This is a genomic window from Patulibacter americanus DSM 16676 (genome assembly GCF_000420025.1).
Taxonomy (GTDB): Bacteria; Actinomycetota; Thermoleophilia; order Solirubrobacterales; family Solirubrobacteraceae; genus Patulibacter; species Patulibacter americanus.
In genome coordinates this window covers 25,664-39,125 of the sequence record NZ_ATUD01000021.1, presented here as the reverse complement: position 1 = coordinate 39,125, position 13,462 = coordinate 25,664, and the positions used below count along the sequence as shown (strand labels likewise).

Sequence of the window (13,462 nt, the reverse complement as noted above, 5' to 3'; positions counted from 1 at the left end):
GCCGTTCAGGTCGCCGATCGCCACCGAGGACGGGCCGTCGCCGGTGGTGCCGGCGGTCGTGGCGGTGTAGCCGTCGCCGGTCGGGTCCTTCGTCAGCACCGTCACCGAGCGGTCGCCGGAGTCGGCGGTGGCGATGTCGGGGCGTCCGTCGCCGTTCAGATCACCGATCGCCACCGAGACCGGGCCCTCGCCGGTGGTGCCGGCGGTCGTGGCGGTGTAGCCGTCGCCGGTCGGGTCCTTCGTCAGCACCGTTACCGAGTTCCCGATGACGTTGGCGGTGGCGATGTCGGGGCGTCCGTCGCCGTTCAGGTCGCCGATCGCCAGCGAGAGCGGGATGCTTCCGGTGGGGCCTGCCGGCGTGGCGGTGTAGTCGTCGCCGGTCGGGTTCTTCGTCAGGACCGTCACCGAGTCGGCGTTGCTGTCGGCGGTGGCGATGTCGGGGCGTCCGTCGCCGTTGAGGTCGCCGATCGCCACCGAAGCCGGGCTGGTGCCGGTGCCACCGATGGGCGTGGCCGTGTAGCCGTCGCCGGTCGCGTTCTTCGTCAGCACGGTCACCGAGTTCCCGCCGAAGTTGACGGCGGCGATGTCGGGGCGTCCGTCGCCGTTGAGGTCGCCGATCGCCACCGCCTGCCGGTTGGCGCCCGTGGTGCCGACGGTCGCGGGTGGCGCGAAGGTCGCCGGCGCGGCGGCTGCGACCGCGGGAGCCAGGGCGAGGATCGCCAGGCTCGCCGCCGGCCCGAGCACCGGGACGGGCATGCGCCTGCGACGGCCTGGGCGGTCGGGGGCCACCCCGGTACGGGGTACCGGGGCCGAGGAGAGGGGCGACGTCATGGGTTCGGACCTCGGAGGGCGTGGCGGCCGGAGGACCGGCGACGGGCGGGCGGGAGCCGCACGACCTCTCGAGGCCGCCGGCGACGCTTCAGTCTGCTGGCCCGCCGTGCCCGGCGAGGAGCGGACGGACGGATGGCGGGTCCGGAAGGTGCGACGGCCCGGGCGCCGACGGTCCGTCCCCGGCGCGCAGGCGCCGGTCGGCCCGAGCGGCACCGGTCCGCCCGGGGTCGGACCGGAAAGCGCCGGTCTTCGCGGGCCCGCCCGCCCCCGGCCGTCGCGCTGACATGATGCGGCCCGTGGCCACCGGAACCCCGTCGACGTCCACCCCGTCCCTCCCGCGCCGGACGGAGCGCATCACGCCGATGTACCGGCTGGCGATGGCGGCGACGACGCCCGTCGTGCGCTGGTGGGGCCGCCTCGAGGTCGTCGGCCTGGAGCACCTGCCGGCCGGGGGGCCGCTGATCGTCGTCGGCAACCACGACAGCAACTGGGACCCGGTCGCGATCGGCATCGCCGGGCTGCCCGTGCGCCAGATCCGCGCGCTCGCCAAGTCGACGCTGTGGAAGACGAAGCCGCTCGCGTTCGTGCTGAACGGCATGGGCCAGATCCCGATCAACCGCGGCAAGGGTGACGCCCACGCGCTCGACACCGCCGTCGCGGAGCTGCGTGCCGGCGCCTGCATCGGCGTCTTCCCCGAGGGCACGATCTCGCGCGGCGGCTACCTCCGGCCCCGCAGCGGCGTGGGGCGCCTGGCCGCGGCGGTGCCCGAGGCCACGGTCGTCGCGGTGACCGTCACGGGCACCGTCGACATCGTTCGCGTGCCGAAGCGCCCGCGGATCCGCGTGGAGTTCTTCCCGCCCGCCGGGGGCGGCCTCACCGAGGGCGAGGAGCCGGGCGCCTTCGTGCTGCGGGTGATGGAGGAGGTGCGCGGCCGCGCACCGATCGCGATCCCGGGGCGCCGGCGGACGGCGGAGAAGTACCGCCGCCTGCAGCGCGAGCGCGCCGCGGAGGGCGTGACGGCCGACGGCGCGCCCGCGGGCGGCGGCACCGTCGTGCGTTGACGGACGGGCGCCGCCGACCGGCTCCCGCTCAGCTCAGGGGCAGCGTCCCGGCGCGCACGCGCTCGGCCATCTCCTTCGACTCCGCGCGGTAGACCTCGCCGTTGGGGAGCTCGAGGACGGGCAGCTTGCTCTGCCCGGAGAGCGCCTCGACCCGGGGCCGCTTGCCCTTGCCCCAGCCCTCCTTGACGACCTCGTAGGCGATGCCCTGCTCGTCGAGCGCGCGCTGCACCCGCCAGCAGGCGTCGAGGTCGGTGTGCAGGAAGGTGTAGTTGCAGCGGTGCAGCTTGACGGGGGCCATGCCGGCGACCCTACTCCCGCGGGGGTCGCGCGACGAGGGGTTGCGGTGGTCGCGGTTCGCCGTCCCCGGCACGGGTAGGGGTTTCGGTGACCCCGACCCCGGAGGATCGCTCCCATGAGCTTCCGTCTCGATCTGAACCGCCCCGTCCCCGATGCCGTCCGCGCCGTTGCCCACGAGCGCCTGCAGCGCGTGATCGGCCAGCTGTCGGGCGACGGCGACGCCGACTCCGGCAAGGCGATCCACGAGGCCCGCAAGGACCTCAAGCGGCTGCGCTCGCTCGTGCGGCTGCTCCGTCCCGGCCTGTCGGAGAAGCGCTACCGCCGCGAGGCCGACGCGCTGCGCGAGGTCTCGCGCTCCCTCGGCGCCCGCCGCGAGGCCGTGGCGCTCGTCGAAGCGGTCGACGCCCTGCACGAGCACGCTGCCGGCCAGGTCCCGGCCGCCACGTTCGAGGGGCTGCGCGAGGCCCTGCTCGCCCGCGCCTCGGCGGTGAACGCGGAGGAGGACACGGAGGCCGAGCTCGAGGCGCTGCGCGCGATCGAGGGGCGGATCGACGCGGGCAAGCTCGACGTCGCCGACCGCGAGACGCTCGTCGCCGGCCTCGTCCGCAGCTACACGCGCGGCACCGAGACCCGGGCCACCGCCGAGGCCGACCCGACGGGCGAGCTGCTCCACGAGTGGCGCAAGCGCGTGAAGGACCTCTGGTACCAGCAGGCCTTGATCGGCGACGCGTGGCCCGCGGTCCTCGACGCGCAGGCGGAGCAGGCCAAGGACCTCTCCCAGCTGCTGGGCGACGACCACGACCTGTGGGAGCTCGACGCGCTGCTCCGCGACCCGGAGGGCCCGGCGGCGCAGGTGCCGGCGGACACCGACGCGCTGCTCCCGCTGGTGGCGGACCGCCGCGCCGAGCTGCAGGCGGCGGCCCGAGCAGCCGGCGCGCGCGTCTACGCCGAGTCGCCGAAGGCCTTCGGCCGGCGCATCCGCGCGTACCTCACGGCGCCGCCCGTCGCGGGCTGAGCGTCCGGGGCCGCGCCCCGCGCGGCCTCAGCCCTCCCGCGTCTCCCAGGCCTGCGCGAGCGCGCCGCGGATCGCCTCGGGCGGCTGGGCGCCCGAGACGAGCAGCCGCCGGTCGAGCACGAACGCCGGGACTCCGGACAGGCCGAGGCCCTGTGCCTCGGCCACCTCGGCGTCGACCGCGTCGCCCAGGTCGTCCCCGGCCAGCACGCGCTCGACCTCGGCGCGGTCCAGTCCGACCTCCTCGCCGAGCCGCGCCAGGGTCTCGCGGTCGCTCAGGCGCTCGCCCTCGACGAAGTAGGCGCGGAACAGCCGCTCCTCGGCCTCGTCCTCGCGCCCGTGGGCGCGGGCGAGGTGCAGCAGGCGGTGTGCGTCCCGGGTGTTGCTGGGCTGCGCGCGGTCGAAGTCGTACTCCAGCCCGAACCCGGCGGCCATGTCGATGACGCGCTGATTCATCTCGCGGGCCTCGTCCTCCGTGCGCCCGTACTTCTGCGCGATGAGCGCGTTCAGGCCTCCTTCGACCTTCTCCGGCGCCGTCGGGTCGAGCTGGAACGAGCGCCACTCCACCTCGACCTCGTCGCGGTGCTCGAAGCCCTCCAGGGCCTGCTCGAAGGAGCGCTTGCCGATGTAACAGAACGGGCAGGCCACGTCGGACCAGATCTCGACCTTCATGGGACCGAGGCTACGGGGCGGTGCGGTCCGGCCCGCCGGGACGGGGCGGCGGCGCCGCACGCGCGCCGCGAGGTGGTGCTGGTCAGCCGCCGTGGGGCGGTGTACGCTCGGCCCGTGGATCCGCGCTCCGACGCCGTGCTGCCGCCCACGGGCGTCGCCGTGCTCTGGGAGCTCTTCGCGCTGCTGGGGTTGCTGGCCGTCGCCGTCGCCACCCACGACGCGAGCGTCGTCCTGGTCGGTGCGTGTCTGGCGGTGCCGCTGCTCGTCCGCGGCAGCGGGCAGGCCGCGCGGGTCGTCGCGGTGCTCGCGGCGCCCCTGCTGGGCGTCGCCGGACCGGGGCGCCGGCCGTCGGTCCCGTCCCCCTCCGCCCCGACGTTCGCGTCGTGGCCCCCCGCCGCGCGTGGCGGGTCCCCTCGGCCGCCCTGCGCGGCCGCTGTGCGCTGAGCTCGCGCCGACGGTCGGCGTCCCCCCGGGCGGACAGGTGTCCGCGTGGCGTGGCGTTCCCGTGGCGCTTCGACGACCCCCGTCGCCCCGGCGGCCGGCGGGTCCGCCCACAGCACCGGAGGACCCCGTGCACCCGTTCTCGTTCCCGTCGGCCGTCGCCGACGTCGCCCCCGTCCACCTCGATCCGTCCGGGCCCGCGGCCCTCGCCGTCCTCGGCCCCGTCCACGAGGCCCTGGCCCACGTCATGGGCGCCGCCCACCACACCCTCGGTCTGCCGTGGGGGTGGACCATCGTCCTGCTCGTCCTGGTCGTCCGCGTCGCGCTCCTGCCGGCGACCGCCTCCGCCCACCGCGCCACGCTGCGGATGGGCGACCACGCCGAGCGCCTCCGTGTCGTGACCGCGCGCCACGGGGGAGACGCCCGCAAGGCGGCCGCCGACCCCGAGCTCGCGGGCGCCGGCTGCGGCCCCTTCGGTGGCCTGCTCCTGCCGATCGCGGTCCAGGGCGTCGTGCTCTTCGCGCTCTACGGCACGCTGCGCGACGAGCTGCGCGTCGAGATCTGCCGCGGCGTCGCCGGCACGTGCGACACCGCGTTGACCCACGGGGCCGCCGCGTTCGGACCGATCGCCGACCTGACCCGGCCCGGGACGGGCGCGCTGCTCGTCGGGCTGATCGCGGTGGTCGTCGCGGCGCAGGCCGTCGCGACGCTGCGTGCGCCGCGGCGGCCCGGGCAGCCGCCCGCGCCCCTGTGGATGGCGGCCCTGCCGGCGCTCGTGCTCGTGCCGGTGGCGTCCGCCATGCCCACCGGAGTACTCCTCTACTGGGCGGTCTCGGCGCTCCTGGGTCTCGGGGCGTCGCACCTCGTCGCCTGGCGCCACCGGTCCCGGTCCGACGGCGGCGAGCGGCCGACGGCCACGACGCCACGGGCGGCCGCGCCCGGCTGAGGGCCGGCGCGGTCGGACCTGCGGGGTGCGTGCGGCGGTCCGTCGGCCCGCGGGGAACCCTCAGCCCGCCGGCGCCGGGTCCAGCACCGCCGACACCAGCACCCCGTCCTCCTCGCCGGCGATCCAGCGCGCGGGTCCGTCGGCCAGGATCCGGGCCGGCCCGCGGAAGACCGCGGCGTGGTGCTCCAGGTCGACCGCCAGCGGCGCATGGGCCGGGTGGTCCGCCAGCTCCTCCTCGAGCGTCCGCCACGAGGCCGCGTTGTTCACGTGCCCGGCGACGTCGAGGTCAGCGGCGACGAACGTCCACGGCCGCTCGCCCGCACCCTCGGGTGGCCCGGGGTGGCGCAGGCGCGCCTTCACCCGCCGGTCGCCGGCGGAGGGCCCGAAGACCGTCTCGATCACGGGACTGCGTCGCGGGCGCAGGGTCTCCGGGTCCAGCGGCACCCACAGCGCCGCGGCCTCCACCGCAGCCCCGTGCTCGCCCGTGATCGACGTGCGCCGCTCCGTGACGAGCGTGCCGAGGCCGCTGCAGGCCGTGCGGACCGCGATCCGCTCGCCGAAGACGGGGAAGCGCGTCACCCGCACCTGGGTCCGGCGGATGATCCAGACCGACTCGCCCTCCAGGCCGGCATCGACGACGTCCTCGTAGGCCACCTGCTGCAGCCACTCCGCCACGGCGTCCAGGCGCGCGCGGCCGGCGACGGTCGTCGCCCCCGGTCCCACCCGGAATCCCTGCTCGTACACGCGGCCGACGGTGGGGAAGGGGGCGAGCGCGTCCAGCGGCATGGCCGAAGGCTACGACGGCTCCCCGCCTCGGGACCTCGCCGCCGCGCTGGTCCCGCGACGTGACGCGCCCCGCGGGCGCCTCGCGTGCCCGGTCGGCGGCGGACCGCACGAATTCCCTGCCCGCTGTCGATTCGGGGCCACCCCGTTCGTCATGCTGGTGACACGGACGACGGAGTCGTGTCCCACACCTGCACGAGGAGTCGAGCATGAAGTACGTCATGTTGCTGATGGGGACCCTGGACGAGGCCCGCTGCGGCGCCGAGGACGACGGGGCGACGATGGAGGAGTTCATCGCCTTCGACCGCGAGCTCGAGGAGGCCGGCGTGCTCGCCGGCGGGTTCGGGCTGGACGGGCCGGAGCTCGGCACGTCGGTCACGATCCCCGAGGGCTCCGACGAACCGCTCGTCACGGCCGGCCCGTACGCCGAGAGCCGCGAGTTCGTGGGCGGCACGATCGTGGTCGACGTCGCGAACATCGACGAGGCGATCCGCTGGGCGGCCCGCAGCCCCGGCGCCCGCCACGGCGGGCGGGTCGAGGTCCGGCCGATGCTCGAGTTCTGAGCCGTCGGTGCCGGAGCACGGGTCGCCGGGGGACGGGACGATCGCCCGTCTCCACCGCGAGGAGCACACGCGCCTGCTGGCGACCCTGGTGCGCCGCTTCGGCGACCTCGACCTGGCCGAGGACGTCGCGCAGGAGGCGATGGAGGCGGCGCTGCGCACGTGGCCGGAGTCCGGTGTGCCGGACGAGCCCCTCGCCTGGCTGATCACCACGGCGAAGCGCCGCGCGCTCGACCGCGTGCGGCGCGACGCCGTGTACGCCCAGCGACTGGCGCTCCTGCACATCGAGCAGGGCGCGCGGCACGCCCCCGCTGCGGACCAGGTGACCGTCGACGGCCCGGACGGCGACCGGATCCCGGACGACCGGCTGACGATGCTGCTCGGCTGCTGCCATCCGGCCATCGCCCCCGCGGACCGGGTGATGCTCATGCTCCGCTTCGTCGGCGGCCTCACCACGGCCGAGGTCGCGGCGGCGCTGCTGGTGCCCGTGCCGACGATGCAGGCCCGCATCACGCGCGCCAAGCGGCGCATCCGCGGCGCCGGCATCCCCCTGACGGTGCCGGACGACCCCGAGGTCCTGGCCGCACGGCTGCCCCTCGTGCTCACCGCCGTCTCCCTCGTCTTCACGGAGGGGTACGCGGCCACGAGCGGCGAGGCGCCGCTGCGGGCCGAGCTGACGGCGGAGGCGATCCGCCTGGCCCGGATCCTCCACCGCTCCCTGCCCGGGGAGTCCGAACCGGCCGGGCTGCTCGCCCTGCTGCTCCTGACGGAGGCCCGGGCGCCGGCGCGGACCGACGCCGCGGGCGCTCCGGTGGCGCTGGAGGACCAGGACCGCGGGCGCTGGGCGCGGGACCTGATCGCGGAGGGCACCGCGCTGGCCGAACGGGCGGCCGTCGCCGGCGCCGGACGCTTCGCCGTGCAGGCGGCGATCGCGGCGGTGCACGCCGAGGCCGCCACCTTCGCCGGCACGGACTGGGCCCAGATCGTCGCCCTCTACGACCTGCTGCTGCGGCTGGACCCCGGACCGGTGGTGCGGATGAACCGGGCCGTCGCCGTCGGCCGCCGCGACGGGTTCGCGGAGGGTCTCGCCCTGCTGGACGAGCTGGGCGACGAGCCGGAGCTGGTGCGGCACCACCCGTTCCACCTCGCCCGCGCGCTCACGCTCGACCGCCTCGGCCGCACCGACGAGGCGCGGGTGGCCTACGTGCGGGCCCTCGAGCTCGTCGACAACGCCGGCGAGCGGCGGTTCATCCGCCGGCGGATGGACGGCGAGGCGACCGGGGGCGACGCCCCCGCCTGACCCGTCCCCGCCCCGTCGACGCCGCATGCGGACAGAAAGAGTCCGCAAAGCGTGGGAGGCTGCCGCCATGCTCGAGACCTCGGCCCGCCTGCTGCGTCTCCTGTCGCTCCTCCAGATGCACCGGGACTGGACGGGCCCGCAGCTGGCGGACGAGCTCGACATCACCGCACGGACGGTCCGCCGCGACGTCGACAAGCTGCGCTCCCTGGGCTACCCGGTCAACGCGGCCCCCGGCGTCGCGGGCGGCTACCGGCTCGGCGCCGGCAGCGAGCTGCCGCCGCTCCTGCTCGACGACGACGAGGCCGTGGCCGTCGCGGTGGGCCTGCGGACCGCGGCGGGCGGGTCCGTCGCCGGCATCCAGGAGTCCTCGCTGCGCGCGCTGACCAAGCTCGAGGGCGTGCTGCCGCCCCAGCTGCGCCGCCGGGTGGGAGCGGTGCACGCGTTCACCGTGCCCGTGCCCGGCTGGGGGCCCGAGGTCGATCCGGATGCGCTCTCCACCATCGCCGGAGCGTGCCGCGACCGGCTGCAGCTGCGGTTCGGCTACGGGGCGGGCGACGGCACCGCGAGCCGCCGCCTGGTCGAGCCGCACCGCATGGTCCACGTGCACGGCCGCTGGTACCTCGTCGCCTGGTGCACGACCCGCGAGGACTGGCGGACGTTCCGCGTGGACCGCATCACGTCGAAGCTGCTGACGGGCCGCCGCGTCGCCCGTCGCGAGCCGCCGGACCCGGACCTCGCCGCCTACGTCATGCGCAACCTGCGCGGCGCCAAGGACCGCTACCGGGCCCGGGTGCTCCTGCACGCCACGAAGGACGAGGTCGCACCGCGCATGCCGCCCTACGCCGGTGAGCTGACCGCGCGGGACGACGGCACCTGCCTGCTCGAGGCGAGCGCGAGCTGGCTCGGGGGTCTCGCGGTCTACGTCGCGACCGTCGGGGTCGACTTCACGGTCCTCGGGCCGCCCGAGTTCGCGGACGAGGTCCGCCGGCTCGGGGAGCGCTTCACCCGCGCGTCGCCGCCGGGGCCGCAGGTCCCCACGCCGGAGGGCGCGGCGTCATGAACGCCGCCGTCCCCGCCGCGCCTACGGCTCCGTAGCGCGCGGCGTCCGCGAGGGGCACCGTCGGTGGGGTCCTGGGTATACCCACGGGTAGGGGCGGCGCGGACCCGCGGGCGGAGCGCGTTCGGACCTGATCACACACGAACTGCCGATGCCGTTTGACACTCGTGCACCGAGCGGCGTAGGTTCGCCCGGGAAGGCGCCGCGTCCCGCGGTGCCGGAGTGGGCACGAGAGGACGACGATGGTCGAGACCGCAGCGGCACCACGGATATCGCGGTGGCGGCGCAAGCTGCTCCAGATGGCCGGGGCGATGACGACGCCGCTGCTGCCCGACGACTACCTCGCGCTGCTCGACCCCCGCTGGTCGACCCGCGAGCTCACCGGCACCGTCGTGCGCGTGCGGTCCGAGACGGACGAGGCGGCGACCGTGATCGTCCGACCGAGCCACCCGTGGCCCGGTCACCGGCCCGGGCAGTACCTGCGGATCGGCGCCGAGATCGACGGCATCCGCCACTGGCGCGCCTACTCCCTGACCTCGGACCCCGAGCACCCCGAGGGGCTCGTGAGCGTCACGGTCAAGCACGTGGAGGACGGCAAGATGTCGCCGTGGTTCACGGAGCACTGCGGGCCCGGCACGGTCGTCTTCCTCGGCGACGTCGAGGGCGAGTTCGGCCTGCCCGACCCGCTGCCGGAGAAGCTCCTGATGATCAGCGCCGGCTCGGGGATCACCCCGATCTGGAGCATGCTGCGCGAGCTCCAGCGCCGCGGGCGGCTCGACGACGTCGTCCACCTGCACGGCACGCGGACGGCGGAGGGGTTCATCTTCGGCCCGATGCTCCGCGAGCTCGCCGACGACCACGAGGGCTACCGCCTCCACGAGCAGCTCTCGTCGGAGAACGGCCGCCTGAAGGCCACCGACCTCGACGAGCTCGTGCCGGACTGGCGCGAGCGCTTCGCCTCGCTCTCGGGCCCGCGCGAGATGATCGACGCGTTCGTCGAGCACTGGGAGTCCGAGGGGCTCGCCGACCAGCTGCAGACGGAGCGCTTCCAGCCCGTCATCGGCACGGGCGACGCCGAGGTCGGCTCCGGCGGCACCGTGCGCTTCCGCGTGACGGACAAGGACGCGGAGTGCGACGTCGGCGTCTCGATCCTCGTCGGTGGCGAGGAGGCCGGGGCGAACCTGCCCTACGGCTGCCGGATGGGCATCTGCCACACCTGCGTCGGGCGCCTGCGCTCGGGCAAGGTCCGCGATCTGCGTTCCGGCGAGGTCCACGGCGAGGACGGCGAGACGATCCGCACGTGCGTCAACGCCCCCGAGGGCCACGTCGAGATCGAGCTGTAGCACCACACGTCAGCAGGACCCGCCGCCCGCCGGGCGGCGGCGGAAGGACCCCGAGCACCCGTACGACGAGGACGACGAGGAACCCATGACCCCCACCGGACCCAGCACGTCGACCATCCCCGACACGCAGGACGACGCCCGCCCCGGGGCCTCGGAGCGCGCGGCCGACCCGAGCGCCACGAGCCCGCTGCACCGGCTCTCGCCCGAGCAGATCGAGGAGATCGGCGAGGCGTTCCAGCGGATCCACGACGAGGTCAAGGCCGACCTCGGCGAGCGGGACGCGCACTACATCCGCTCCATCATCGAGTTCCACCGTCGGCTCGCCGCGCTCTCGCGGATCGTGCTGATGGCCTCGCGCTACCCCCCGGCGTGGGTGCTGGGGACGACGGGCCTCTCCGTGGCGAAGATCCTGGAGAACATGGAGATCGGCCACAACGTCCTGCACGGCCAGTGGGACTGGATGAACGACCCCCAGATCCATTCCTCGACCTGGGACTGGGACACCGCGTCGACGTCCGCGTCGTGGAAGCACTCCCACAACTACATCCACCACACGTACACGAACATCGTCGGCAAGGACAAGGACGTCGGCTACGAGTTCATGCGGATCGACCCGAAGCAGCCGTGGGAGCCGTTCTTCCTGCTGCAGCCGGTCCTCAACGTGATCGTGATGCTCGCGTTCGAGTGGGGCGTGGCGATCCACGACCTCGACCTCGAGGCGGTCCGCAAGGGCAAGAAGGACCCCAAGCAGCTCAAGGACGAGCTCAAGGGCATCGGCCGCAAGGCCGGCCGCCAGATCCTGAAGGACTACATCCTCTTCCCGGCCCTCTCCGGCAAGCACTGGAAGAAGACGCTCAAGGCGAACTTCACGGCGAACCTCGTCCGCAACGTGTGGTCCAACGCGATCATCTTCTGCGGGCACTTCCCCGACCAGGCCTACACGTTCACGGAGGAGGAGGTCGCCGACGAGACCCGTGGCGGCTGGTACGTCCGCCAGCTCCTCGGCGCGGCGAACATCGAGGGCTCCGACACGTTCCACCTCATGAGCGGCAACCTCAGCTACCAGGTCGAGCACCACCTCTTCCCGGACATGCCGAGCTCGCGCTACAAGGAGATCGCGCCGAAGGTCAAGGCGGTCTGCGAGCAGTACGGGCTGCCGTACAACACGGGGCCGTTCCTGCAGCAGTGGCTCATGGTCCAGCGCTCCATCCTGCGCCTGGCCTTCCCCGGCGGCAAGGAGCGGCCGAAGTCGCCGCCGTACGTCGCCCCGCCCGAGCCGCCGCGCCGGCGGCCGACCGTCGAGGGCGTCGAGGGCCCGGTCCCCGCCTTCCCGTAGGCCCCCGGCGGAGGAGCGGGCGGCGTCCCGGGACGGCAGGCGGCCCGGGGCGGCGGGGCACCGGGCCCGTGGTCCGGTGCCGCCCCGCCGGATCGGGTAGACGTAGACGATGTCCGCTCGTCCCGCTCGTGACACCAGGCCCGTCCCGCCCCTCGACCTGGAGGCGGTCGAGGAGGCGCTGCGCACCCGCGACGCCGAGCTCCGTGGCCGGATCGGCACGCTCGCGCAGGCACCCGAGCGCGGCAGCACCCTGAGCTTCGGCAAGCGCATCGGCGACGGCACGATCGAGGCGGTCGGCCGGCTCACCGAGGTCGGCGTGGGGGAGACGCTCGAGCTCGAGCAGGCCCGGGTCGCCCGCGCGCTCGAGAAGCTCGACGACGGCACCTACGGGCAGTGCGACTCCTGCGGCGCCCCCATCGCGCCGCGGCGCCTCGCCGCCATGCCCGAGAGCGTGCTCTGCCTGACCTGCGCCGCTAAGCTGCGCCGCTGATGCGCCGTCCCCTGCGATCACGGGCGCTCACCGCCCTCCACGCCGCGCTGCTCGCCGGCCTCCTGGTGCTCGCGGGCGCCGTCGCCCCGGCCGGGGCCGTCGTCGGCGGCACGGTCACGCCGGTCGGCGCCTTCCCGTGGATCGTCCAGGTGGGGACGGGCGACGAGATCTCGTGCACCGGGACGCTCATCACGCCCTCCGTCGTGCTCACCGCCGCGCACTGCGTGGCCGGCGACGCCCCGAAGGGCGTCGTGATCGGCCGGCAGCGCTCCGAGGGTCCCGGCGGGCTCCGCGTCCGCGTCGCACGCACGACCTACGACGAGCGCTTCGTGCGGGCCCAGCGGGCCTCGGCCGGCCTCGTCGGCGACATCGGCCTGCTCGGCCTCGCCCGGCCGGTGCGCGAGGTGCCGCCCGTCGCCCTCCCGGGGCCGGAGAGCACGCCGCTGCTGTTCCCGGGCCGCAGCCCGGTCATGGCGGGCTGGGGGATCACGGACGCCGAGAGCCTCGAGGGCGACCCGGGCGGCACGAGCCTGCGCAGCGTCGCCCTGCCCCTCCGCACGAGCGCCTGGTGCGCGAAGGCGATCAAGGGCGCGTACCCCACCTCGCGCGGCGTCGCGTGCGCCGGGGAGCTCAAGCGGGGTCCGACCGGGTGCTACGGCGACAGCGGCGGCCCGCTCTTCGCGATCACGCCCACGGGGCCGGTGCAGCTCGGCGTCACGAGCTCCATCACCCGCCCCGGCTGCATCGGCGGCTCGACGCTCTTCATCAAGCTGCTGCCCGGTACCTCGGCCCGCGCCTTCGTCGACGACCACCTGACCTCCCGCGGCACCCTGCGCGTCGGCCGACCGCCGATATCGCGCGAAAAGCCGCGGGCGATCCGCGGACCGATCACGCCCCTGCGGTGAACACCCGGGCCGGGAGCTCGTAGACGTCGAGCGCCTCCAGCGGGGGCGCTCCGCGCTTCGCCCGTCGCGGCTGGGGCGCCACCCGGCCGCGCCGCGCGCGCGGCGGGCGGGCCCCGGTGCGCCCCGTCGGGCCGGCGCCCTCGGGCCCGGCGGGATCGACGAGCCGCAGCCGCTGGCCCCCGAGCGCGGTCAGCAGCGCGTGCAGCTCGGCCTCGTCGACCACGTGCCCCGCACGCTCGACGAGGGCCAGCGCGTCGGCGATGCGGACGCACCGCACGTCCCGGCGGACCCCGAACGGCTCGATCGCCACGGCGGGATGGGCGGCGAGGAGCGCACGGAGCTCGGCGGGATCCATCGCCCGCAGCATGCCGCACCGCGCGGCGGCCGGCCCCGCCGCCGGTGGCTGGACCGGTTGCGTCCGCCCCTGC

Annotated in this window: 16 protein-coding genes; 11 read left to right on the top strand and 5 right to left on the bottom strand. The window is 75.4% G+C overall.

Translation table 11 applies throughout. The features are described 5' to 3' along the window. Positions 1-756 (bottom strand): FG-GAP repeat domain-containing protein (locus F593_RS27160; RefSeq protein WP_169449234.1); only part of this gene is annotated, 756 nt, incomplete at its 3' end. Positions 757-1,127: 371 nt separating this feature from the next. Between F593_RS27160 and F593_RS28950 the strand changes: the two genes are divergently transcribed. Continuing rightward, positions 1,128-1,892 (top strand): lysophospholipid acyltransferase family protein, encoded by a 765-nt coding sequence (locus tag F593_RS28950; protein ID WP_022930627.1) that lies wholly within the window; start codon positions 1,128-1,130, stop codon positions 1,890-1,892. Between the two features lie 28 nt (positions 1,893-1,920). On the opposite strand, the gene F593_RS0120550 is transcribed toward F593_RS28950, so the two are convergent. After that, positions 1,921-2,190, bottom strand: a complete 270-nt coding sequence (locus tag F593_RS0120550; protein WP_022930626.1) for a glutathione S-transferase N-terminal domain-containing protein — start codon at positions 2,188-2,190, stop codon at positions 1,921-1,923. Positions 2,191-2,304: 114 nt separating this feature from the next. Here F593_RS0120550 and F593_RS27150 point away from each other — a divergent pair, with 114 nt between their 5' ends. Further along, complete coding sequence (locus F593_RS27150) at positions 2,305-3,204, top strand: CHAD domain-containing protein (RefSeq protein WP_022930625.1); 900 nt, start codon at positions 2,305-2,307, stop codon at positions 3,202-3,204. Positions 3,205-3,231: 27 nt separating this feature from the next. Here the strand turns inward: F593_RS27150 and F593_RS0120540 are convergent, their stop codons facing one another. Continuing rightward, positions 3,232-3,873, bottom strand: a complete 642-nt coding sequence (locus F593_RS0120540) for a DsbA family oxidoreductase (RefSeq protein WP_022930624.1) — start codon at positions 3,871-3,873, stop codon at positions 3,232-3,234. 114 nt (positions 3,874-3,987) lie between these two features. Here F593_RS0120540 and F593_RS30135 point away from each other — a divergent pair, with 114 nt between their 5' ends. Both F593_RS30135 and F593_RS30130 read left to right on the top strand, forming a co-directional pair. Next, entirely contained in the window at positions 3,988-4,317 is a 330-nt protein-coding gene (locus F593_RS30135; RefSeq protein WP_022930623.1) for a hypothetical protein, read from the top strand. 127 nt (positions 4,318-4,444) lie between these two features. Further along, on the top strand, positions 4,445-5,260 hold the full coding sequence (locus F593_RS30130; protein WP_022930622.1) for a YidC/Oxa1 family membrane protein insertase: 816 nt from the start codon (positions 4,445-4,447) through the stop codon (positions 5,258-5,260). Positions 5,261-5,320: 60 nt separating this feature from the next. On the opposite strand, the gene F593_RS0120525 is transcribed toward F593_RS30130, so the two are convergent. After that, positions 5,321-6,046, bottom strand: a complete 726-nt coding sequence (locus tag F593_RS0120525) for an acyl-ACP thioesterase domain-containing protein (protein WP_022930621.1) — start codon at positions 6,044-6,046, stop codon at positions 5,321-5,323. A 206-nt stretch (positions 6,047-6,252) separates the two neighbouring features. Between F593_RS0120525 and F593_RS0120520 the strand changes: the two genes are divergently transcribed. The 7 genes from F593_RS0120520 to F593_RS0120490 all read left to right on the top strand — a co-directional run bounded on the left by F593_RS0120520 (position 6,253) and on the right by F593_RS0120490 (position 13,034). Then, positions 6,253-6,606 carry a YciI family protein gene (locus F593_RS0120520; protein ID WP_022930620.1) on the top strand — a complete coding sequence of 118 codons (354 nt, stop codon included), beginning with the start codon at positions 6,253-6,255 and terminating at the stop codon, positions 6,604-6,606. A 7-nt stretch (positions 6,607-6,613) separates the two neighbouring features. After that, entirely contained in the window at positions 6,614-7,903 is a 1,290-nt protein-coding gene (locus F593_RS0120515; protein WP_022930619.1) for an RNA polymerase sigma factor, read from the top strand. A 67-nt stretch (positions 7,904-7,970) separates the two neighbouring features. Further along, positions 7,971-8,963 carry a helix-turn-helix transcriptional regulator gene (locus tag F593_RS0120510; protein WP_022930618.1) on the top strand — a complete coding sequence of 331 codons (993 nt, stop codon included), beginning with the start codon at positions 7,971-7,973 and terminating at the stop codon, positions 8,961-8,963. A 239-nt stretch (positions 8,964-9,202) separates the two neighbouring features. Next, the gene (locus F593_RS0120505; protein ID WP_028721854.1) at positions 9,203-10,303 is read left to right on the top strand and encodes a ferredoxin reductase; all 1,101 of its coding nucleotides are present in this window, start codon (positions 9,203-9,205) and stop codon (positions 10,301-10,303) included. An 85-nt stretch (positions 10,304-10,388) separates the two neighbouring features. Then, positions 10,389-11,639 (top strand): fatty acid desaturase family protein, encoded by a 1,251-nt coding sequence (locus F593_RS27145; RefSeq protein WP_084630248.1) that lies wholly within the window; start codon positions 10,389-10,391, stop codon positions 11,637-11,639. 109 nt (positions 11,640-11,748) lie between these two features. After that, complete coding sequence (locus tag F593_RS27140) at positions 11,749-12,129, top strand: TraR/DksA family transcriptional regulator (protein WP_022930616.1); 381 nt, start codon at positions 11,749-11,751, stop codon at positions 12,127-12,129. After that, positions 12,129-13,034, top strand: coding sequence for a S1 family peptidase (locus F593_RS0120490; protein ID WP_022930615.1), 906 nt, complete (start codon positions 12,129-12,131; stop codon positions 13,032-13,034). The genes F593_RS27140 and F593_RS0120490 overlap by 1 nt, the downstream gene beginning before the upstream one ends. On the opposite strand, the gene F593_RS0120485 is transcribed toward F593_RS0120490, so the two are convergent. Then, a complete protein-coding gene (locus tag F593_RS0120485; RefSeq protein ID WP_022930614.1) occupies positions 13,018-13,389 on the bottom strand; it encodes a hypothetical protein in 372 nt (123 codons plus the stop codon). The two genes, F593_RS0120490 and F593_RS0120485, sit on opposite strands and share 17 nt — an antisense overlap. Between the last annotated feature and the right edge of the window lie 73 nt (positions 13,390-13,462).